Consider the following 20,289-nt stretch of genomic DNA (forward strand, 5'->3'; position numbering starts at 1 on the left):
GTCATGAGTTCCCGGACATCGTCCCAGCCGCGCACCCAGGTCCCCGTCCCCGAGATCGGTGAGAACGGCACGGGCACACCGGCTTCCCGCAGTACGGCATGGCAGCGGCGTTTGTCGAAGAGCACGGCCAGCGCGTCCGGGTCGTCGAGCAGCCGTGCGCCGCAGGCTCGCACCCGCGCACCGGCCGTCCGCGCGGCCGCGATGAATCGTTCGTACCAGACGGCCGTGCCCTCGACCCGCGTCGCATCCTCGACATCCCGCAGCCGCCGCTCGACCTCGGGATCCTCACCCGGCGAGTCCAGCCGCACCAGCTCGCCCGACCCGAATTCCGCACGCCCGCACAGCACATCCAGCCACGGCACCACCCGCGCCTCGGCCATCCCGGCGCGCCGCACCGACTCCTGGAACATGGTCACGCGCCGGTTGCCCGGATTGCCCACCACGGCAAGGCGCGTCGCCCCCGCACCGGTCATTCCGCCACGGCCGTGTAGCGGCGATCGGCCGGATTCTCTTCGTCGTTCTCGACCTCGGCCTCCGACAGATCCACCGTGACACCCGGCAGCGCCGCGGTCAGCCGCGCCCGCAGGGAGGCACTGATGAAGTGGTGGTGCAGATCGAGGGTGCGCAGATGGGTGAGCGGCTGTCCGTGCAGGAGTGCCGTCGCGCCCTCGTCGCCGAGTGTGCCCAGCGACAGGTCCAGGGTCTGCAGGCGCGCCACCACGGGCGCCCCGGCCACCGCGGCGGTGACCTCGTCCTGAATCTCGCTGTTGCGCAGGCCCAGTGAGGTCAGCTTCGGCAACCGGTCCCCGGACAGCAGCGGGGCGAGATCGGCGACGGTGGCGTCACCGCCGTAATTGGATACGCCCAGCCACAATTCGAGGTGCTCGAGCGCGGGCAGCGAACTCGCGCCGATCCCGCGCACCACATCCCCGCCCAGACCGCCGGTCTCCACGACCAGCGTGCGGAGCGCCGCGTGCTGGGTCGGCGGGAACGCCAGGTGCTCGCCGCCGCGGATCCGAAGTTCCTCCAGCGCCGGGAAATTGGCCAGCAGCGGCGTGACATCCGACTGCTGGATCCAGGAGATCTCCGCCTCCTCGTAGGTGATCTCGCCGAGGAAGACCGCGCGCAGCGCCGGGAACCGCTCCCGCACCCGGATGAGCTCGTGGATCACCAGATCGGAGTTGTGGTCGTAGACCTCACCCCACTGCCCGATCACCAGCGCCGGCACCCGGGTGGTGTCCACCGCCGTGAGGAAACGCGCGAAGGCCGCCGGCCACTCCTCCGGGGAGTCGCCGTACGGATCGGCGGCGATTCGCCATGCGGCCGCGTCCGCCGCGGGCAGCGCGACTTCCGCCGCGTCCCCGGGGAACTCGACAATGGGAAGGCCGTGGAATTCCTGCAGATGGGTGGAAATGGTCATATGACGGGCTCCGTACGCCAGGGCTGTGATCTGTCCGTGCCCGCCAGTTCTACCAAGACCGCCCGACAGGTCACCGGCGCGGGGCGCGGCCGAGCGCCCTCGGCGCGCCGACCATTCGGCGACAGCGGTATAGCGATGGCGTACGGCATCGGGTGGTGGCCGCGAATTGTCGTACCCCACCGCTAGTTTCGAGTGGGCCGGACGCACGGGGCGCCGGCACCCACCGGGGAGGACCTCATGTTCCGTCAGGGAGATGTGCTGATCATGCCGATCGCCGAGTCGGAGGTGCCGGCGCACGCGACCGAGACGCCGCCTGAACCGCGGGATGCGCGCGGGCGCATGGTGCTCGCGCTGGGGGAGGTGACCGGGCATGCGCACGCGGTGGCGGCACCTGGGCAGCTACTGCGCTCCGGCGCCCACCTACTGATGCACCTGCCCGAGGGTGGGCGTGTGGTGCACGAGGAACACGCGCCGATTCCCTTGCCCAAGGGCTGGTTCCGCGTCATCCGCCAGCGGGAGTACTTCCCCGGCGCAGTCCGCATCGTCGCCGACTGAACTCACGCGGTCGCCGTCTGAATTGATGCCGTCGCCGTCCGCACTCACGCCGTAGACGACCGAACTTGCGGGGTCACCGACCGAATTGGTCATCGTGGTGCCGATCCGCCTGATAGCCAAGGAATCTCACATGCAGCTTCTCGATGAGTGGCGCGCGGTCGCAGCCGCCACCGGACCCGCCGATCGTGCCGCCGCCGAGGAGGCCGCCCGGCGTGCCTATGCCAGCGCCGGTCTGCCCACCCCGACCCGATATGTCTGGGTGGCTTCACCTTTGGCGGCCGTCGCCGCCATCCGCGCACTGGACGACCCGGGCCGCAGCGTCCGCGACGAGGTGCGCACCCGGCCCTGGGCGGCTGAACGCGGCCGTGTGCACGACCAGCTCGGCCCCGCCGGCTGGTCGGAACTGTGGAACGCGACCGGCGCTCGCCTGTGGGACGCCACCCGCACCCTCACCGACCGCATCCGCCTCGGCGTCGTGGACGCCGCCGTCGCCGTCGATCCCGCCGACCGGAAGGCCCGTGCCAAGGCCGAGCGCGACATCCAGGCCATCTTCCTCGATGCCGTCCTCGGCCAGCACGACGCCGCCTGGCTGTCCGCCTTCCCCGACAGCGAACGCCTCGCCGGCCTGGCGGGTGTCGCCCGCGCTGCGGGCTGGTGGTGGCCCTTCGAGCACGTCATCGTCTTCTGCGAGCGCCCCGACCGCCTGGAACGCGACGAGGCGGGCCGCCTGCACGCCCAGGACGGCCCCGCCCTGGTCTACCCCGACGGTTTCGCCCTGCACACCTGGCGCGGAATGCCGGTCCCCGCTTCCCTTTTCGACGACCTGACCACCCTCACCGCCGCCCGCATCCGTACCGAGGAGAATGCCGAACTCCGCCGCGTCATGCTCGAATTCTTCGGCTACGACCGCTATCTCGCCGAATCCGGCGCCCAGCCGGTCCACCGGGACGAGACCGGCATCCTCTGGCGCATCCAACTCCCCGACGACGAGGACGTCGTCATGGTCGAGGTGGTCAACTCCACCCCCGAACCCGACGGCACCCATCGCACCTACTGGCTCCGCGTCCCACCGGCCACCCGCACCGCCAAGGAGGGTGTCGCCTGGACCTTCGCCCTCGACGCGGACGCCTACACCCCCGTCCGCCAGACCTAGTCCGAGATCGCTGCGACCGATGACCGCTTGCTGGACCTAGTCCTGGCCGCGCAACCCGGCTCGATCCTGCCGGTGATCCGCGAGATCGCCACCGAGCTGGCGGATGTGCTGGCCCGCGCGGCGATCGCGGAAAGGGCTGTGCCCTGGCCGAAACCGGGCCGGGCGGCCGAGGTCAGTCGGCGGGCGACGGTGAGCTGATTCGGGTGTGGTCGAGGTCGGCGATGAGGTCCAGGGCCTGGGCGAGGTTGGACAGCTTGGTGTCGAGGGTGTCGCCCGCGGGGTAGAGGCGGACGGTGTCGACGCCCACGTCGCTCCACGTCCGGAGCCGGCGTCGCACCATGTCCGGGGTGCCGATCAAGGTGGTGGCGAGGATCATGTCGTCGGTGACCAGCGCGGTTGCTCCCGCGCGGTCGCCGTCCTGCCAGCGCTGCCGGATCTCCCCGGTGACGTCGGACCAGCCCTGGCGGGCGTAGGCGGCGTTGTAGAAGTTGGTTTTCTCGCTGCCCATGCCGCCGATGCTGAAGGCCAGCTCCAGTTTTCGGCCGGCGACGTGGCGGGTGACGGCTTCCTCGTCGTCGAAGAATGCGACCTCCGCGCCCTGGCAGACATCGATGTCGGCGCGGGTGCGGCCGGCGGCGGCGAGGCCGGCGTCGAGGTGGTCGAAGTAGGCGTGAGAGCCCTCGGGGACGAAACTGGTGCCCAGCCAGCCGTCGGCCACCCGGCCGGTGAGCTCGAGCATCCTGGGCGACATGCTGGCGATGTAGATCGGGATGCCGGTGTTGGCGGGGATCGACAGCCGCATCGGTCTGCTGTTGCCGTCCAAGGGGATTCGGATCGTGTCGCCCTGGTAGGAGACCTTCTCACCGGCCGTGGCCTGCTTGATGACGTCGATGGTCTCGCGCATGCGGGTGAGGGCGCGGGCGAACGGGACGCCGTGCAGCCCTTCCATGACCTGCGGGCCGGAGGTGCCCAGGCCGAGCAGGAAGCGGCCCTGGGAGAGTTCGGCCAGGGTGAGCGCGGCCTGGGCGATGGCCACCGGTGACCGGGTGCCGACCTGGATGATGCCGGAGCCCAGCAGGATTCGATCGGTGCGGGCGGCGAGGTAACCGAGCACCGAGGGGGCGTCGGAGCCCCAGGCCTCGGCCACCCAGCAGATGTCCAGGCCCATGGTCTCGGCCTCGCGGACGAACTCGATGACCTGCCGGGAGTCGCGGGAGAGTTCGACGGTGGTGGCGGTACGCATCAGCGGGTCCCCTCCTCGGCGCGGCGCTTGATCTCGGCGACCACGGCCTGCATCGCGGCCTCGAATTCCCGCATGCGCACGAACACGATCTTCTCCTCTTTCTCGGGCATGGCCTCGATGGCGATGCTCAGCCCGGACCGGCCGGGGCCCATGCGGACCCACTGCCGCAGAGTCGTGCCGCCGTCCGCGGACTCGACGGTGAAACGCCATGTGGCCGAGGGGTTCTCGGGATCGCTGACCGCCCAGGCGAAGACGCGCGGCGGATCCCATTCCACGACATGGGAAGTCGTCGACCACTCGCCCAGCGCCTCGTGCCGGCTGGTGCCCACGAAGGTGCTGCCCACGCCGGGCGGGGTGTCCGGCCGCACCCAGTGCGCCGATTGCAGTTCCGCGCTCATCTCCGGCATCAGCCCGATATCCGAGACGAGCGCCCACACCGCCTCGGGCGTCGCGTCGATCCAGATCTCGGCCTGCGCCGTCGGTCCATCGGCATACTTCGCGCCGGTCCACTCCATGCGTCACCTCGCTGTGAGAGCTGCTACTGCTCGATGGTTGCATAAATAGACGATGCAGGTCAACGCATGATTCCGGGATGTCACCCGGAATCCGGGACAGCTACTTGGTCTCCTGCCGGGCGAACCGCGCCTGGATATCGGGCCGCTCGCGCAGCCGCTCGGGATAGCCGGGCCCCATGCGCAGCCGCGACTCCTCGATCGGCACCGGTTGATCGCAGTGCTCGCACACCACCTTGAGCTGGGTGTCGTGCCCGCACGCCGTGTGGTTCAGGATCACCGGCGGCCCGTCCGCGTCGGCCAGCCAGCGGTCGCCCCACCGCGACATCACCAGCAGCACATCCCAGAAGTCGCGGCCCTTCTCGGTCAGCACGTACTCGTACCAGGTGGGTTCGGTGTGGTACGGCCGCTTTTCGAGCAGCCCCTCCTCGACCAGCCGCTTGAGCCGATCGCTGAGCGTATTGCGGGCGATTCCCAATTCCTGCTGGAACTCGTCGAATCGCCGCACTCCGTAGAAGGCTTCACGCAGCACCAGCGGCGTCCACCAGTCCCCGAGTAGATCCATGGTCCGGGCGACCGAGCAGGGCCACCGCGCGAACGACGTACGCTTCATCCCCCGAGGATACTGGTCTCACCATAGGACCATGCAGATGACAGCGATGCCCGCAGGCGGTCACAGCTGGCACGCCAGAGCGGCGGTGCCGGTGCCGTGCACGAATTCGCGATCGCCGTAACGCAGTTGGCCGTCGTTCCATGCGCCGCCGAGTCCGGTCACGAAATTCCGCACCAGATCCTGATCGGCGCGGTCGGCCACCAGCACCAGATCGCCCGATTCGGTGACCGATCCGCCACCGAGCCGGTCACGCACCTGCGGATCCGCGACCAGGGCATCGTGGAAGCGGGTGCGGTCGATGCCCGGGACGGTGACGGTGAAGGCATCGGCGCGGACGTCGTCGCCGGGCAGGTACTCGAAGGTCAGCACCGATTCCTGGTTGTAGCGCACCCGCAGGTCGTCGGCGACCCAGCACAGATTCTTGAAATCGGTACAGGCCAGCTGGAATTGGCGGGACCGTTCGTAGGTGACCGCCCCGGTGTCCGAGGACCAGAACACCCCGTCCAGCAGTTCCGAGCCGACGGGCAGCGCGAGTTCGGTGAGCGCGGTCGCGTTCACCTCCAGCTCGAACTGCGACAACCGGTCGCTCAGCCGGGGATCGGCCGGGTCGGTGATGGTGGCGGTGTTGGTGGTGGCGAACAGCTCGGAGGTGGGCTGGGTGGGGTTCCCCGGAACGCACGACGCCGGTCCGTACGCCCGCGCGGGCGCCGCGGCCGGACCTGTCGCGACAGCCCCGGCGCCGGTGATCACGAGGACGGCGGCCAAGGTGGCGGTAATGCGAAGGGCGGTCATAGTTTTCGAGTCTGACCGGCGCCGGGGCCGGGCGGGAGCGGGATGACCGAATTCGGGGTGGTCAGATCCAGGTCGGGGCCGGCGGTACGGTGTCGGCGCCCGCGGCGGTGAGGCCGGTCGCGGCCGGCGGGATCCGGCCGCTGAGCCACCCGAGCAGGTCGGCCTGCGTGCCCGTGATGCCGATCGGCGACGCGTGCCCGTCCCCCTGCAGCTCCCGGCGGAAGTCGCTGTCGGTGGCTCGCAGCCGCAGGGCCGGGCCGTCGGGTGTCCGGCCGGAGAGCGCGTCGGCGATATCGTCGAGAATCCAGCGCGCTGCGGATTCGGGAATGTCGGAGAACGAATATCCGGCATTCAGGTCGGCGTGGTGAATCTCCAATTCCCGCAACCGCATCGGCACCAGCGTCTCCGGCGTCCGCAGTTCCCCGGTGCGCGGCCGGACGGTCCGCTCCCACGCCTCGGCCGGCAACAGCCGCACCGCGTCGGCGAATCGCTGCGCGCCGGCGGCCGCATCGGCCAGCTGTTCGGCCACCGGTCGCGCCGCGCCCGCCTCGATCTCGGCGGCCCGGGCCGCCATGCTCGCGTACTGCGGGGTCTCCACGCCGGTGCGCGCCCAGGTCAGCAGGCGCACCAGGCTGTCCCCGGCCCGGCAGACGTGCGCGATGACATGGCCCCGCGTCCACGGCGGGATCAGCGAGGCGCCGCCGATCCGGTCGTCGGTGAGCGTGTCGACCGTCGCGAGGAACCGCTGCGTGGACTCCTCGATCGGTTCCAGCCAGCCCGCGCCCTTGCCTGCCATTACCTGCGTCCTTCCTGTCGTCGATCGTCGTCAGGGCCACCCTAGGGCGGGTTCGGTGGCGGATGATGCTGGCGCGCAAAGATATACGGCTCTCGTCAAACGGCCCCGCCGATCCCGTGCCCGCGCGCCGGGCCCGCCCGTGCCGGGTGACCTGCGTCGCGTTCCTTGACTGAAAATTCAGTCAGGAATACAGTCCTTGGTGCCCGGCTCGGGGTCGTCGTGTGCGGACGGCCGTTCTACCAGCGGGTTCAGCGGATTCAGCGCGCCGGAGAGGGAAACGCCGCGCCGTGCCCCTCACACAAGGAGATTGCGAGATGCAACGACGCCGGTTCATGCGATCCGGGATCTTGACCATGGGCGGGCTGCTGCTCGCGGGCTGCGACGGGCCGATCTCGTCGTGGTTCAGCGGCGACACCTCGTCCTCCACGCCCAGCGACGGCCGCTCCTGGGTGATGCCCGACGAGGGCGCGCCCCACAAGCGCACCTGGATGGCCTTCGGCGCGAGCGAAGCCATCTGGGGTAGGCAGCTGCTGCCGCAGGTCCGCCAGAACCTGGCCACCATCGCCGCCACCATCTCCCGCTTCGAACCGGTGTCCATGCTGGTGCGCCAGGACGAACTCGACATGGCGCGAAACCTGCTGGGCGGCAAGAATGTCGAACTCATCGTCGCCGACCTCGACGACCTCTGGATGCGCGACACCGGCCCGGTGTTCGTGCGGGGCAACGGCACCAAGGCCGGCGTCGACTTCAACTTCAACGGCTGGGGCGGCAAACAGCAGCACCGCCGCGACGCCAAGATCGCCACCGTGGTCGACGGCCGCGCCGGGGTGGAGACCGTGCACACCGATCTGGTGCTCGAGGGCGGCGGCCTCGAGGTCGACGGCGAGGGCACCGCGCTCATCACCGAATCCTGTGTGCTGAACAACAATCGGAATCCGGGCTGGAAGAAGTCCGACGTCGAGGCCGAGCTCCACCGATTGCTCGGCCTCGAGAAGGTGATCTGGTTGCCGGGCATCGCCGGGCACGACATCACCGACGGCCACACCGATTTCTATGCCCGCTTCGCCCGCCCCGGCGTCGTGGTCGCGGGACTCGACAACAACGAGGAGTCCTTCGACTACGACGTGACCCGCCGTCACCTCGACATCCTGCACCATGCCACCGACGCGCAGGGCCGGCCGCTCGAGATCGAAACCCTCGAAGCGCCTTCGGAATTGCGCTACCGGGGCGCGGGCGACGACTTCGCCGCGGGCTATATCAACTTCTATGTCTGCAACGGCGGCGTCATCGCCCCCGAATTCGGTGACCCCGAGGCCGATTCGGCGGCGCAGTCCACCCTGCAGCGCCTGTTCCCGGATCGGACCGTGGTGCAGATCAATATCGACGCCATCGCCGCCGGTGGTGGTGGCATCCACTGCACCACTCAGCAGGAACCCGTCGACTGAGGCATCCGAGCTCCCGGTGCAGCCTGTAATTCGCCGGGGCGCGGCCGGTTCGGGGACGCCGCCCGTTCCGGACCGGCCGCGCAATCGTTCTAGAGTGAGGAATCGTGTCGGACCGTCAGAGCCAGATCCTGGAAGCCGCCGTTCGAGTCATCGCGCAGGACGGAGTCCGCGGACTGCGGGTCGAGAAACTGGCCGCCGCCGCGGGCGTGTCCACCGCGCTGATCTACTACCACTTCAAGGACCGCGCCGGCATCCTGCGCGCCGCCCTCGAGCACATCAATCACCGGGCGGAGTCCTACACCGACCAGGCCTTCGCCGACCTCGTGGACCCGCGCGCGCAGGTCGAGCGCATGCTGCTGCTGGAACTGCAGGACACCGACGAGGTCCGCGAGAACAGCGTCGCCTGGGGTGAACTGCGCGCCAGCGCGGCCTTCGATCCCACACTGCGCGAACCGCTCCGGGCCAGCACCGAATCCTGGAACTCCGATGTGGAGACGCTCATCCTGCACGGTCAGGAAACCGGTTCCATCCCACTGGATCTCGACGCCGCGGCCGTCGCGGAACGCCTCACCGCCCTGGTCGAGGGTCTGAGCGAGCGCTGGCACAGCGGCTCGCTCACCCTCGACCGGGCCCGCACCCTGCTGGCCGGCGCGATTGCCGCCGAGCTCGGTGCGGGCTAGCGCTGTCCGGTTCCTTCTCCGGGGTGGGGCCGGAATCTGCTGGGGCTCAGGCGTGCCCGTCGGTGAGGAAGTCGATGATGGTGCGGTTGACCTCCTCGGGGCGTTCCAGATACCCGTAGTGGCCGCACTTCTCGATCTCGACGAAGCGCGCGCCCGGAATCGCCGCGGCCACCTCCCGGCCGAAGACCGGTGGCAGCATGCGATCGTCGGCGAATCCGACGACCAGGCTGGGGATGGTGATCCGGGCATATTCGGCGAGCCGATTGCCCGAGCGGTCCATGCGCATCTGGGCCAGCACCCCCGGCGCGGGCTCCGTCGCGCTCGCCGAGTACTCGAAGATGTCGAGCCACTGCTGGGCCTGGTCGTCGGCCTCGAGCGTGTGCGGGGAGAGGTTCAGCATCGCCTTGATGGCCGCCGCGTATTCCGGCGGCAGTTTCACGCCCTGCTCGTGCAGGGCCTGCTCGCCGCGGCTCAACGTGCTCGTCAGCGGATGCGGCCGCCCGGCGGTGGCCAGCATGACCGCCTTGCGCACCAGCTCCGGCCGCGCCAGCGCGAGCTCCTGCGTCACGCGCGCACCCAGGGACGTGCCCACCACATGTGCTGGGCCGCCGAGGTGTTCGATGAGGGCCGCGGTGTCGGCGACCAGATCCTCGATGCGCATGCCGTGCGCGCTCTCCTCCGAGGGCGCGATGCCGCGATTGTCGAAGGTGGCGACCCGGAAACCCGACTTCACCAGTGCCGGAACCTGATACGTGCGCCACACCCGGCCCGGGCTGCCGGTGCCCATGACCAGCACGACCAGCGGCCCGCTGCCGGTGACGTCGTAGTTGAGTCGGATGCCGTTCAGGGTGGCGAGGGGCACGGTTGGTCTTTCTGGTAGGCGGTCCGGCGAACGACCGAACGTACCATGCACGCGGAATCTCATCCCTTGGCAAAACGGTTCATCCCTGGCTGACACGCGCGGCTGCCGCACGCCCGTGCCACGCCGGGGCGCATGGGCCTTGATTGGCCTGGTTGCTAAACTCTGCAATTGCCGGGTGGGTCGTGTGCAGGGATGATCCGCCGCCAGTGGAAGGAGTGGCTCGCAGGTGCCAGGAATGCAACGGCCGCTCTATCAGATGAAGGCGGACTTCTTCAAAACGCTGGGCCATCCCGTGCGCATCCGAGTGCTCGAACTGCTCAGTCAGCGGGAGCACGCGGTCTCGGAGATGCTCACCGAAATCGGGGTGGAGGCCGCGAATCTGTCCCAGCAGCTGTCCATTCTGCGGCGGGCCGGTCTGGTCACCGCCCGCCGGGAGGGACTCTCGGTCACCTACGCGCTGACCTCGCCGCAGGTCGCCGAACTGCTCGCGGTGGCCCGCGCGATTCTCACCGGCGTGGTCTCCGGCCAGGCCGAGGCGCTCGAACAGCCCGCGTAGCGGGTGTCCCGGCACCCGTCCGGCGGCCCCGCCCGCCTTTCTGCTTGCGTGTTTTCTAAACTAAAAACCTAGTTGTTTCCTTCAGAGAGGCTCGCCGTGCTTGAACGTCCCCTCGCCGCCGTCGCCACCACGCCGACCGACCATCCCGGCATCCTGGCCTGGGTCGCGGAGATCGCCGAGTTGACCACGCCCGAGCGCATCGTCTACTGCGACGGCTCTCGCGACGAATGGGATCGGCTCACCGCCGAGCTGGTGGCCAAGGGGACCTTCGTCCCGCTGTCGGCCAAACCCAACTCGTTCTGGTGCGTCTCGGACCCCGGCGACGTGGCACGGGTGGAGGACCGGACCTTCATCTGCTCGGAGCGCGAGAGCGACGCCGGGCCGACCAACAACTGGGTGGATCCGGTCGACATGCGCACCGTCATGACCGAGCACTACCGCGGGGCGATGGCCGGGCGCACCATGTACGTGATCGCCTTCTGCATGGGCCCGCTGGATGCCGCCGAGCCGAAATACGGTGTGGAGATCACCGATTCGGCCTACGTCGCGGTGTCGATGCAGATCATGACCCGCTCCGGCGCACCGGTCTGGGAAAAGCTCACCGGCGACACGGAATACGTGCAGTGCCTGCACTCGGTGGGCGCGCCGCTCGGCCCGGGACAGCCCGATGTGCCGTGGCCGTGCGACAAGACCAAATACATCGCGCACTTCCCCGAGACCCGCACCATCTGGAGCTACGGCTCCGGCTACGGCGGCAACGCGCTGCTGGGCAAGAAGTGCTTCGCGCTGCGCATCGCCTCGGTCCTCGGCCGCGACGAGGGCTGGCTGGCCGAGCACATGCTCATCCTGAAACTGACCTCGCCGCAAGGGAAGACGCACTACATCGCCGCGGCCTTCCCGTCCTCGTGCGGCAAGACCAACCTCGCCATGCTCGAGCCCACCCTGCCCGGGTGGCAGGCCGAGACCGTCGGCGACGACATCGCCTGGATGCGGTTCGGGGCCGACGGGCGGCTCTACGCGGTGAACCCGGAGGCCGGATTCTTCGGCGTCGCACCGGGAACCAGCATGCGGACCAATCCGAACGCCATCGCCACCATCGACGCGGGCAATTCCATCTTCACCAATACCGCCCGCACCGACAACGGCGACGTGTGGTGGGAGGGCCTGACCGAGCAGGCCCCGGCCCACCTCCTCGACTGGCACGGCAAGGACTGGACACCCGGCTCGGAAACCCCTGCCGCGCACCCGAATTCGCGCTACTGCACCCCGATCGAGCAGTGCCCGTCGGTGGCCCCCGAATGGAACGACCCGCGCGGCGTGCCGATCTCGGCGATCTTCTTCGGTGGCCGGCGCGCCACCACCATCCCGCTCATCGCCGAATCCTTCGACTGGGCACACGGGGTGTTCACCGCCTCGGTGCTGTCGTCGGAGACCACGGCCGCCGCGGCCGGCAAGGTCGGCGTGGTGCGCCGCGATCCGATGGCCATGCTGCCGTTCCTGGGCTACCACGTGGGCGACTACTTCGCGCACTGGCTGGCGATGGGGGAGCGCGCGGGCGCGCGGCTGCCGAAGATCTTCCAGGTCAACTGGTTCCGGCGCAGCGCCGACGGGAAGTTCCTGTGGCCCGGCTTCGGCGACAATGTGCGCGTGCTGAAGTGGGCGCTCGAACGGCTGGACGGCACCGCTCCGGCCGAGCGCACCCCGATCGGCTTCGTGCCCACCGCCGCCGCGCTCGATCTCGACGGACTCGGCGACGGCTACCGCGGCCTGATCGACGCCGCGCTCACCGTCGATCGCGGCGAATGGGTGCGCGAGCTCGAATCGATCGACGAGTGGTACGCCGGCATCGGCGGCAACCGCCTGCCCGATGCCCTGCGCGCCGAACTCGCCGCCCTGAAACTCCGCCTGGCCGAGGAAGTCTGACCGTGCGCGACCGGACCAGCCCGAATCCGCTGCAGCGCCTGCGCTACATCTGCGGCGGGACGCTGCCGCCGGCCATGTCGCAGTGGGTGATCGACGATCTGACCGGGCCGGGGGCGGCGCGGCGCTACATGCTGCGCATCCTCGTCCCGATCATCCCGCCGCTGTGCCTGTTCCTGCTCATTCCCGGCCCGCTGTGGATCGGGCTGGCCATGATGGCGTTGCTGTACCTGCCGCTGATCTACTTCACGGCCGCGCTCATGTACGTGTTCCGCCGTGCCCGCCTCACCAAGCACGGCCTGGATCCGGCCCTGGCCGACCAGCGCGAACGCGATCGCGCCGCCGCCGCGCGGGCCGCCTACGAGCGGGCGCACGGCCGCGGCTGAACCAGGGGCGGATCAGCTCAGGTAGCGCTGGGTGAATTCGGTCAGGATGCCGGTGCCGTTGCCCTTCACCTGATCCCAGGAGAAGGGCAGCTGCTTGACCTCGTCGTAGGAGCGGGTGCCGGGTGCGACCGGGACGTCGGTGCGGGCGGGAATCATCTTGTGCGCGGCGGTGATCTGCTGGGCCTCGGGGGTGAACATGTAGTCCACCAGGGCTTTCGCGGCCGCCGGGTTGCGGGTGCTGTTCAGGATGAAGACCGGGCGCGGGGTGATGACGGTGCCGGAGGACGGTGAGATGACCCGCAGCGGAACGCCTTTGGCGGCCGCGTCGTAGGCCGCGTAGTCGACGCCGCCGAGAACGACGGCGTAGGCGCCGGCGGTCACCTGGTCGAGGGCGGGGCCGTTGCCGCCGCGCACCACCATGCCATTGTCGAAGAGGGCGTCGAACATGGCCCAGGTGCGGTCCCTGCCCCACGCGCTGACCATGGCGGCCAGCAGGTCCCGGGCGGTGCCGGATTCGCGCGGGTCCGGCATGATCACCCGGCCGCGGAATTCGGGCGCGGCCAGATCGGCCCAGTCGTTGGGCAGGCGCGGGCTCACCTTGCTGTTGACCACCATCGTGAGCGCCGACCCGTCCCGGCCGATGAAGCCGTGATCCTTGCCGATCCAGCCGTCGTGCACCCGGTCCGCGCCGCGCGGGGTGTAGGGCAGGGTGCGGCCCTGCAGGTCGTACTCCGCCGCGGGCGTCCAGGACGCCAGGTACACCACATCGGCCCGCGGCTGCGGGCCCTCCTTGTCGAGTATGGCGGTGATCTTGCCGGTTTCACCGTTGACGACGTTCACCTTCACCCCGGACGCCCGGGTGAACCCGGCCAGCAGGTCGTCGGTGAGGTCCTGCGGATTCGCCGAGTACAGGGTGAGCTGTCCGGACAGCCCGGGCGGCGGGGTCCACGAACTGGTCACGGCGGGAACGGATGCCGGTTCGGCATGCGTGCCGCAACCGGTGGTCGCGAGCGCGGCGGCGACGGCCGCGATGACAGCGCGGCGGGGGAGCGACATTTTGCGGAACCCTTTCCGAAGGACCCCGTCTCACTTCGGGTTCCACAGCAATCTGGCGCGAGAGATTAGGCAGCGTCTCTGACTCGGCAGGGTGCGGCGGGTGAACATCCGGTGACATCTCGGCCCGCGGCAGTCCTTCTGCGTGGTGCAGTGAGCTGTGTCACAGTTTGATAGCGGTTCGCCTCAACTGTCGCAAACGTTTTTCATTTCCTTTGCACTGTCTTTACGATTACCCGCGATCTGCCAAGCGTCGTGGTTCTCCAGCCTCGCCCGCCGCTGCCTCTCGATTCGATGCCAGTACATGTTGACCGAAGAACCGGGCGGGCTGCCGTGCCGGCGAAGGAGAGATATGTCCACCGACACCGATCAGCCTCCACGGACGTCGCTTCCCGGCTTCGCCGCCCTGGTGCGCCACGATCTACCCGCCTCGTTCGTCGTCTTCCTGGTCTCCCTGCCGCTGTCCATCGGCATCGCCGTCGCCGTGGGCGCGCCGGTCGCCGCCGGACTCATCGCCGCGGTGGTGGGCGGCGTGGTCGCCGGACTCTTCGGCGGATCGACCCTCCAGGTGAGCGGGCCCACCGCCTCGCTGACCGTGGTGGTCGCCGAATCCATCACCCAATTCGGCTGGGCCGCCACCTGTTTCATCACCATCCTGGCCGGTGGCCTGCAGATTCTGTTCGGGCTCAGCCGGATCGCACGCGGGGTGCTGGCCATCGCGCCGGTGGTGGTGCACGCCATGCTCGCCGGAATCGGCATCGTCATCGCGCTCGAACAGGTGCACGTGCTCATGGGCGGCGATTCGCTGACCTCGTCCTGGGACGCCATCGTCGCGCTGCCGCACCAGCTGGCCTCGGTTCACCCCGGTGACCTGTGCATCGGACTGGTCGTCATCGCCATCCTGCTCGGCTGGCGGCGGCTGCCCGGACCGGCCCGCCGGGTGCCGGCGCCACTGGTGGCGGTGGTGGTCGCGACCCTGCTGGCGCGGGTGCTGCCGGTGCGGGTCGAGCGCATCACGCTCAGTGGCTCACTGCCGGCGGAACTGCACCTGCCCCAGGTGCCGCACGGCAGCTGGGCCACGGTGGCGCTGATGGCGGTGACCATCGCGCTCATCGCCAGCGTGGAGACCCTCCTATCGGCCGTGGCGGTGGACCGGATGCGCCAGAACTCCAGGCGCCGAACGGATCTGGACCGCGAGCTGCTCGGCCAGGGCGCGGCCAACATGGTCTCCGGACTGATCGGCGGCCTGCCGGTGGCAGCGGTCATCGTGCGCAGCATCACCAATGTCACAGCGGGGGCGCGCACCAAGGCCTCGACCATGCTGCACGGGCTGTGGATCCTGCTCTTCTCGGTGGCGCTGGTCGACGTGGTGCGCTCGATTCCCAAGGCGGCGCTGGCCGGACTGCTCATCGTGGTCGGCATCCAGCTGATCAAACTCGCCCACATCCGGCGGGCCCAGCGCACCGGCGACCTGGTGGTGTACGCCGCCACCGCCTTCGTGGTGGTGTTCTGGAATCTGTTGCTGGGCATGCTGGTCGGGCTCGCACTGGCCTTCGGCCTGCTGCTGTGGCGGGTGGTGCGGGTGTCGGTGGCGGCCGAGGAGGTGGACGCGCGGCGGTGGCGGGTCACCGTCGACGGCAGCTTCACCTTCCTGGCGCTGCCCAAGCTCGCCGCCGAACTCGCCAAGGTGCCCGGCAGCGCCGAGGTGGTGGTCGAGATGACCGTCGACTTCATCGACCACGCCGCCTACGACGCCGTGCAGGACTGGGTGGACCAGCACCGGAGTGCAGGCGGCACAGTCGAATTCGTGGAGGTCGGCGCGGTGCGCATGGCCGATGTCGCCGACGGGCCGCCCGCCCGCGGGCACTCCCGGCACCTGCTGAACGAGGTCCTCGGACCCTGGCGGCGCACCGCCACCGACGTGGACCCGATCGTCGCCGGTGTGGCCGCCTATCACCGCAGCCACGCGCACGTCGTGCGCCCGCACCTCGGGGTGCTGCGCGACGGCCAGGAGCCGGACTCGCTTTTCGTCACGTGTGCCGACTCCCGCATCGTGCCGAACGTGATCACCAACAGCGGTCCGGGCGACCTGTTCACGGTGCGCAATGTGGGCAACCTGATTCCGCGTGACGCCCAGGACTCGTCGATGGAGGCTGCGCTCATCTACGCCCTCGACAAGCTGGATGTCCGCTCGGTGGTGGTGTGCGGGCACTCCGGGTGCGGCGCCATGGGCGCGCTGCACAGCGAACTGGTCACCGGGTCCCAGCTCGACGACTGGCTCGCGCACGCCCGGCCCAGCCTCGAGCGCTTCCGGCTCGGGCATCCGGTCGCGGTGGCCGCGGCGGCGGCCGGTTTCGGGCCGGTCGATCAGCTCGGCATGGTGAATGTGGCGGTGCAGCTGGAAACGCTGTACGCGCATCCGGTGGTTCGCCGCGGCGTGCAGGAGCGCGGCGTGGTGCTCTCGGGCCTGTTCTTCGATATCGCCACCGCGCGCGTGGTGGAGGTCACCGTGGACGGGATCGCCGAGATCGATGACGTCGGGCGGGTGGCCCAACCCGCGTGACGGCCGGGGAAGAAGGGGTGTGGACCCGAGAGGGTTCACACCCCTTTCGTATTGGTGACCACCTTTCTCAGACTTTGGTAAGTCTTTACCTTTAATCTGGGCTCTGCTCGTCCGGTGAGTCTTCGGCCAGAGCTGTCCGCAGCCCTTATTCGATGCCCCCTGTACATGCTCGCTGAGGAGCGAAATGTCTCGCGACACCGATTCACCGCCAGGCAGAATCGACGGCCGGCTCGACAGCCTGCTGCGTCATGATCTTCCTGCATCCCTTGTCGTCTTTCTCGTCGCACTGCCGCTCTCGCTCGGCATTGCGGTCGCCTCCGGCGCGCCCATCGCCGCCGGACTCATCGCCGCGGTGGTCGGCGGCCTCGTGGTCGGCCTGCTCGGCGGTTCGCCGCTGCAGGTCAGCGGGCCCGCGGCCGGCCTGACCGTGGTGGTCGCCGCCACCATCAACGAATTCGGCTGGAAGACAGCCTGTTTCATCACCCTACTGGCCGGTGTGCTGCAAATCCTGTTCGGGCTCAGCCGCATTGCCCGCGCCGCGCTGGCCATCGCGCCGGTCGTGGTGCACGCCATGCTCGCCGGTATCGGTGTCACCATCGCGCTGCAGCAGTTCCATGTGCTGCTCGGCGGCACCTCGCAGAGCTCCGCGTGGGAGAACCTGAAGGAACTGCCGAACCAGCTGCTCAACCTGCACGGCGACGACTTCGTCGTCGGCCTGGTGGTCATCGCCATCATGCTCAGCTGGAAGTACGTGCCGGGCAAACTGAAGGTGCTGCCCGGCCCCCTGATCGCCGTGGTCGCGGGCACCGTGCTGTCACTGGTGCTGCCCGGTGATCCGGAGCGAATCGTGTTGAGCGGCTCGCTGTTCGACGCCATCGGCCTGCCCGACCTGCCCTCCGGCGAGTGGGGTGAGGTGGTGCTCGCGGCACTGACCATCGCCCTGATCGCCAGCGTGGAGAGCCTGCTGTCGGCGGTCGCCGTGGACAAGATGCACACCGGCGCGCGCACCAACTTCGACCGCGAACTGGTCGGGCAGGGCGCGGCCAATGTGATCTCCGGCGGCCTCGGTGGCCTGCCCGTCACCGGGGTCATCGTGCGCAGTGCCACCAACGTGCAGGCCGGCGCCCGCTCGCGCGCCTCGGCCTTCCTGCACGGCCTCTGGATCCTGGTGTTCTCGGTGGCGCTGGTCGGCCTGGTGCAGCAGATTCCCAGATCGGCCCTGGCCGGTCTGCTCATCGTGGTCGGCATCCAGCTGGTCAAACTCGCCCACATCAAGCTGGCCCGGCGCACCGGCGACCTGCTGGTGTACCTGGTGACCGTGTTCGGCGTGGTGTTCCTGAACCTGCTCGAGGGCGTCATCATCGGCCTGGCGCTGGCCTTCGGCCTGCTGCTGTGGCGGGTCGTGCGCGTCTCGGTGACCGCCGGCGAGGTGGCCAGCACCGATCGCTGGCTGGTCAGCATCGACGGCACCTGCACGTTCCTGGCATTGCCGAAACTGTCCTCGGAACTGGCCAAGGTGCCCTCCGGGACCGACGTGCTGGTCGAGATGAGCGTCGACTTCCTCGACCACGCCGCCTACGAGGTCATCCACGACTGGGCCGGCCAGCACGAGAGCACCGGCGGCACAGTCGAATTCGTGGAACTCGGCACCGCCCGCATGGCGCACGCCCTGACCGGCCCTCCGGTGCGCGGGCGCGCCCGCACCCTGCTCGACGATGTGCTGCGCCCCTGGCGCGAGGACGACGGCAACCCGATCACCCAGGGCGTGGCCGCCTTCCATCAGCGCAACGCCCACCTGGTGCGCCCGCACCTGGACGAGCTACGCGACGGGCAGAACCCGCACTCGCTCTTCCTGACCTGCGCGGATTCCCGGATCGTGCCCAACATGATCACCAACAGCGGGCCCGGTGACATGTTCACCATCCGCAATGTCGGCAACCTGGTGGTCCCCGGCGGCCGCGACAGTTCCATCGAGGCGGCACTCGCCTTCGCCGTCGACGATCTGGTCGTGGACAACGTCGTGGTCTGCGGTCACTCCGCGTGCGGGGCGATGAAGGCACTGGTCGCGGGCGGGCCCACCGGGCCCGGCCTGGGCAACTGGCTGGTCCACGGCCGGGCCAGCCTGGACCGCTTCCGCTCCGGCGACCCGATTGCCGCCGCGGCGGCGCGTGCCGGATTCGGGGTGGCCGACCAGCTGTCCATCGTGAATGTGGCCGTCCAGCTGGACACGCTGCGCGCCCACCCGGTGGTCCGGCGGGCGATCCTGGAACGCGGCCTCGAGGTCTCCGGCCTGTTCTTCGACATCGGGACCGCCCGAGTCCTGGAGGTCACCGCCACGGGCATCCGGGAAATCGACGCACCCGAGCTGTCGGCGTTGGCCCACACCCACTGATAGTGCCCACCCTGCGCTGGTGCGGGCTTCCGGTTCGGGAATGCCCGCACCATCGTGTTTTCCGGGGTGGCGATCCGGCCGGTGCTCGCCGCCGGGCGCGTCGGCGCGGTGGGGGAGCCCGCGCGGCATACGCTGAGCGCGCCTCGCGGCATCGCGAGTCGAACGGGTGCGCCGGGGGTCGCGGGGGAGCGGCCCACATCGGCGCGAAAACGTGACATCGTGGGTAGTAATCACCGTGGATCGGCCGGATCGGAGTCGAATGGAAATGGTTGCGCAGCCCCCCGTTTCACAGGCGCTGGTGCCGGGCACCGACCTACTGCGACCACAGTGGCTGGCCGAGCGGATCGCCGACATGGGGATCTCGTGGGGGACTGCCAACACGCGAGTGTCGGGGACGCTGTGGTGGTGCATGGCGGCCTCGTCGCTGGTGGATCCGATCGTCGCGGCCATCGCGAGCGGGCGGCCCGCCTTCGATCCCGCGCTCGAGCACATCGCCCTGGAGATGCGGCCCGACGGTGGCGTGGAGCGGGTGCTGCCGGAACCGCGCGGCTACCTCGTTGGTGCGGGTCCGCTGCCCATCGAATCCTGGTCTCCGATCGCGCCACCGCCGCGATCCGGGGAGGCCGTCGGCCCGGCGAGTGCCGGACCGGTGGCGCCCGCCGAAGACCCGGACGCCGAGTCGGGAGGCTGCTGTGCGACGGCGTCCGTCGGACATGCGTTGCGGCACACGCTGTCTCGCGTGATTCCGGTGGTGGCCGAGGTGTCCGGCGCGGGCGCGGCCTCGCTGTGGGCGATCGTGGCCGACGCCATCGGCAACCGCGCCCTGGACATCGGGGCCGAGGAGGCCGGTGCCCGCCTGGCCCGCGATGTCGCGGGCCGGCTGCCGGTGCCACGGTTCCAGGACGTCGGCGGCCGCACCTTCGTCCGCCGCATCTCCTGCTGCCTGGTCTTCGAGGTGCCGGGCTGCGAGATGTGCACCAGCTGCCCCAAACGCCCCGCCCCCGAACGTGAAGCCCTGCTCGCCGAGGTGGCTGCGCGGGGCTGATGGCCCGGTCGAGCGTGTCGGCGACTGTGCACGCCTCGAGCCACCGCCCCGGCTGCCCGAAACCTCCTGCGGCGCAGGACAAGCGCATACGTCCGAGGTCGCCGCACGCGGGTGGCGGCCTCGGCCCCGCGGTGAATTCGCTTGCCGTGCCGGTGCGGTCGCTCGGAGAATCATGCGGTCGACCTGCCCGGGAGCGCTGGACTCCACGGTTCGGGCCGATCTTGTTCCACAGGTGCCGCCGGATCCTCGATTCTTCGTGCTGATCGGGTGTTTCACCTGGTCACCGGGGCGGGGTCGGCCCGG

Annotated in this window: 19 protein-coding genes and 1 pseudogene; 11 read left to right on the forward strand and 9 right to left on the reverse strand. The window is 69.7% G+C overall.

Annotation, left to right across the window (positions count from 1 at the left end):
• A pseudogene (locus tag ACFXN1_RS38600) lies at nucleotides 1-473 on the reverse strand (hypothetical protein); the annotation flags it as partial.
• On the reverse strand, nucleotides 470-1,420 hold the full coding sequence (locus ACFXN1_RS38605) for an STM4015 family protein (protein WP_379440499.1): 951 nt from the start codon (nucleotides 1,418-1,420) through the stop codon (nucleotides 470-472). The pseudogene ACFXN1_RS38600 and the gene ACFXN1_RS38605, both read right to left, overlap by 4 nt.
• 237 nt (nucleotides 1,421-1,657) lie before the next feature.
• Between ACFXN1_RS38605 and ACFXN1_RS38610 the strand changes: the two genes are divergently transcribed.
• The 3 genes from ACFXN1_RS38610 to ACFXN1_RS38620 all read left to right on the forward strand — a co-directional run bounded on the left by ACFXN1_RS38610 (nucleotide 1,658) and on the right by ACFXN1_RS38620 (nucleotide 3,326).
• Complete coding sequence (locus ACFXN1_RS38610; RefSeq protein WP_379440498.1) at nucleotides 1,658-1,975, forward strand: hypothetical protein; 318 nt, start codon at nucleotides 1,658-1,660, stop codon at nucleotides 1,973-1,975.
• A 130-nt stretch (nucleotides 1,976-2,105) separates the two neighbouring features.
• Complete coding sequence (locus ACFXN1_RS38615) at nucleotides 2,106-3,128, forward strand: DUF6745 domain-containing protein (RefSeq protein ID WP_379440496.1); 1,023 nt, start codon at nucleotides 2,106-2,108, stop codon at nucleotides 3,126-3,128.
• A gap of 27 nt (nucleotides 3,129-3,155) precedes the next feature.
• Nucleotides 3,156-3,326 carry a hypothetical protein gene (locus tag ACFXN1_RS38620; protein WP_379440495.1) on the forward strand — a complete coding sequence of 57 codons (171 nt, stop codon included), beginning with the start codon at nucleotides 3,156-3,158 and terminating at the stop codon, nucleotides 3,324-3,326.
• Here ACFXN1_RS38620 and ACFXN1_RS38625 read toward each other — a convergent pair.
• From ACFXN1_RS38625 to ACFXN1_RS38645, 5 genes are all read right to left on the reverse strand, one after another.
• Complete coding sequence (locus ACFXN1_RS38625) at nucleotides 3,301-4,371, reverse strand: LLM class flavin-dependent oxidoreductase (protein ID WP_379440493.1); 1,071 nt, start codon at nucleotides 4,369-4,371, stop codon at nucleotides 3,301-3,303. The genes ACFXN1_RS38620 and ACFXN1_RS38625 overlap by 26 nt on opposite strands.
• Nucleotides 4,371-4,886 carry an SRPBCC family protein gene (locus tag ACFXN1_RS38630; protein WP_379440491.1) on the reverse strand — a complete coding sequence of 172 codons (516 nt, stop codon included), beginning with the start codon at nucleotides 4,884-4,886 and terminating at the stop codon, nucleotides 4,371-4,373. Before ACFXN1_RS38630 ends, ACFXN1_RS38625 begins: the two co-directional genes overlap by 1 nt.
• 100 nt (nucleotides 4,887-4,986) lie before the next feature.
• Entirely contained in the window at nucleotides 4,987-5,496 is a 510-nt protein-coding gene (locus ACFXN1_RS38635) for a winged helix-turn-helix transcriptional regulator (RefSeq protein ID WP_379395200.1), read from the reverse strand.
• A 60-nt stretch (nucleotides 5,497-5,556) separates the two neighbouring features.
• The gene (locus ACFXN1_RS38640; protein WP_379440490.1) at nucleotides 5,557-6,288 is read right to left on the reverse strand and encodes a hypothetical protein; all 732 of its coding nucleotides are present in this window, start codon (nucleotides 6,286-6,288) and stop codon (nucleotides 5,557-5,559) included.
• A 61-nt stretch (nucleotides 6,289-6,349) separates the two neighbouring features.
• Complete coding sequence (locus ACFXN1_RS38645) at nucleotides 6,350-7,084, reverse strand: maleylpyruvate isomerase family mycothiol-dependent enzyme (protein WP_379440488.1); 735 nt, start codon at nucleotides 7,082-7,084, stop codon at nucleotides 6,350-6,352.
• A 314-nt stretch (nucleotides 7,085-7,398) separates the two neighbouring features.
• Here ACFXN1_RS38645 and ACFXN1_RS38650 point away from each other — a divergent pair, with 314 nt between their 5' ends.
• Together ACFXN1_RS38650 and ACFXN1_RS38655 are read left to right on the forward strand one after the other, a co-directional pair.
• The gene (locus tag ACFXN1_RS38650) at nucleotides 7,399-8,529 is read left to right on the forward strand and encodes an agmatine/peptidylarginine deiminase (protein WP_379440487.1); all 1,131 of its coding nucleotides are present in this window, start codon (nucleotides 7,399-7,401) and stop codon (nucleotides 8,527-8,529) included.
• A 104-nt stretch (nucleotides 8,530-8,633) separates the two neighbouring features.
• Nucleotides 8,634-9,209, forward strand: coding sequence for a TetR/AcrR family transcriptional regulator (locus tag ACFXN1_RS38655; RefSeq protein ID WP_379385470.1), 576 nt, complete (start codon nucleotides 8,634-8,636; stop codon nucleotides 9,207-9,209).
• A 46-nt stretch (nucleotides 9,210-9,255) separates the two neighbouring features.
• Here ACFXN1_RS38655 and ACFXN1_RS38660 read toward each other — a convergent pair whose 3' ends face one another.
• Nucleotides 9,256-10,071 (reverse strand): alpha/beta fold hydrolase, encoded by an 816-nt coding sequence (locus tag ACFXN1_RS38660; protein WP_379440485.1) that lies wholly within the window; start codon nucleotides 10,069-10,071, stop codon nucleotides 9,256-9,258.
• 235 nt (nucleotides 10,072-10,306) lie between these two features.
• Here ACFXN1_RS38660 and ACFXN1_RS38665 point away from each other — a divergent pair, with 235 nt between their 5' ends.
• From ACFXN1_RS38665 to ACFXN1_RS38675, 3 genes are all read left to right on the forward strand, one after another.
• Nucleotides 10,307-10,627, forward strand: a complete 321-nt coding sequence (locus ACFXN1_RS38665; protein WP_364624478.1) for a metalloregulator ArsR/SmtB family transcription factor — start codon at nucleotides 10,307-10,309, stop codon at nucleotides 10,625-10,627.
• A gap of 96 nt (nucleotides 10,628-10,723) precedes the next feature.
• Complete coding sequence (locus ACFXN1_RS38670) at nucleotides 10,724-12,550, forward strand: phosphoenolpyruvate carboxykinase (GTP) (protein WP_379440484.1); 1,827 nt, start codon at nucleotides 10,724-10,726, stop codon at nucleotides 12,548-12,550.
• Nucleotides 12,551-12,552: 2 nt separating this feature from the next.
• Nucleotides 12,553-12,933 carry a DUF5313 family protein gene (locus tag ACFXN1_RS38675; RefSeq protein WP_379440482.1) on the forward strand — a complete coding sequence of 127 codons (381 nt, stop codon included), beginning with the start codon at nucleotides 12,553-12,555 and terminating at the stop codon, nucleotides 12,931-12,933.
• A 12-nt stretch (nucleotides 12,934-12,945) separates the two neighbouring features.
• Here the strand turns inward: ACFXN1_RS38675 and ACFXN1_RS38680 are convergent, their stop codons facing one another.
• A complete protein-coding gene (locus tag ACFXN1_RS38680) occupies nucleotides 12,946-13,989 on the reverse strand; it encodes an extracellular solute-binding protein (protein ID WP_379440481.1) in 1,044 nt (347 codons plus the stop codon).
• A 349-nt stretch (nucleotides 13,990-14,338) separates the two neighbouring features.
• Here ACFXN1_RS38680 and ACFXN1_RS38685 point away from each other — a divergent pair, with 349 nt between their 5' ends.
• From ACFXN1_RS38685 to ACFXN1_RS38695, 3 genes are all read left to right on the forward strand, one after another.
• Nucleotides 14,339-16,549: a SulP family inorganic anion transporter gene (locus ACFXN1_RS38685; protein ID WP_379440479.1), complete on the forward strand. Its 2,211-nt coding sequence runs from the start codon at nucleotides 14,339-14,341 to the stop codon at nucleotides 16,547-16,549.
• 184 nt (nucleotides 16,550-16,733) lie between these two features.
• Nucleotides 16,734-18,941: a SulP family inorganic anion transporter gene (locus tag ACFXN1_RS38690; RefSeq protein WP_379440478.1), complete on the forward strand. Its 2,208-nt coding sequence runs from the start codon at nucleotides 16,734-16,736 to the stop codon at nucleotides 18,939-18,941.
• Between the two features lie 265 nt (nucleotides 18,942-19,206).
• Nucleotides 19,207-19,986, forward strand: a complete 780-nt coding sequence (locus ACFXN1_RS38695) for a (2Fe-2S)-binding protein (RefSeq protein WP_379440476.1) — start codon at nucleotides 19,207-19,209, stop codon at nucleotides 19,984-19,986.
• Nucleotides 19,987-20,289 lie beyond the last annotated feature (303 nt).

The sequence above is a fragment of the Nocardia sp. NPDC059154 genome, from assembly GCF_042755705.1.
Taxonomy (GTDB): Bacteria; Actinomycetota; Actinomycetes; order Mycobacteriales; family Mycobacteriaceae; genus Nocardia.

Bases quoted from the DNA above. Each gene is read 5' to 3' on its own strand.
- ACFXN1_RS38645 (WP_379440488.1), bottom strand. From the start codon at position 7,084: ATGGCAGGCAAGGGCGCGGGCTGGCTGGAACCGATCGAGGAGTCCACG.
- ACFXN1_RS38640 (WP_379440490.1), bottom strand. From the start codon at position 6,288: ATGACCGCCCTTCGCATTACCGCCACCTTGGCCGCCGTCCTCGTGATC.
- ACFXN1_RS38630 (WP_379440491.1), bottom strand. From the start codon at position 4,886: ATGGAGTGGACCGGCGCGAAGTATGCCGATGGACCGACGGCGCAGGCC.
- ACFXN1_RS38680 (WP_379440481.1), bottom strand. From the start codon at position 13,989: ATGTCGCTCCCCCGCCGCGCTGTCATCGCGGCCGTCGCCGCCGCGCTC.
- ACFXN1_RS38610 (WP_379440498.1), top strand. From the start codon at position 1,658: ATGTTCCGTCAGGGAGATGTGCTGATCATGCCGATCGCCGAGTCGGAG.
- ACFXN1_RS38635 (WP_379395200.1), bottom strand. From the start codon at position 5,496: ATGAAGCGTACGTCGTTCGCGCGGTGGCCCTGCTCGGTCGCCCGGACC.
- ACFXN1_RS38695 (WP_379440476.1), top strand. From the start codon at position 19,207: ATGGTTGCGCAGCCCCCCGTTTCACAGGCGCTGGTGCCGGGCACCGAC.
- ACFXN1_RS38625 (WP_379440493.1), bottom strand. From the start codon at position 4,371: ATGCGTACCGCCACCACCGTCGAACTCTCCCGCGACTCCCGGCAGGTC.
- ACFXN1_RS38665 (WP_364624478.1), top strand. From the start codon at position 10,307: ATGCAACGGCCGCTCTATCAGATGAAGGCGGACTTCTTCAAAACGCTG.
- ACFXN1_RS38605 (WP_379440499.1), bottom strand. From the start codon at position 1,420: ATGACCATTTCCACCCATCTGCAGGAATTCCACGGCCTTCCCATTGTC.
- ACFXN1_RS38615 (WP_379440496.1), top strand. From the start codon at position 2,106: ATGCAGCTTCTCGATGAGTGGCGCGCGGTCGCAGCCGCCACCGGACCC.
- ACFXN1_RS38685 (WP_379440479.1), top strand. From the start codon at position 14,339: ATGTCCACCGACACCGATCAGCCTCCACGGACGTCGCTTCCCGGCTTC.
- ACFXN1_RS38690 (WP_379440478.1), top strand. From the start codon at position 16,734: ATGTCTCGCGACACCGATTCACCGCCAGGCAGAATCGACGGCCGGCTC.
- ACFXN1_RS38650 (WP_379440487.1), top strand. From the start codon at position 7,399: ATGCAACGACGCCGGTTCATGCGATCCGGGATCTTGACCATGGGCGGG.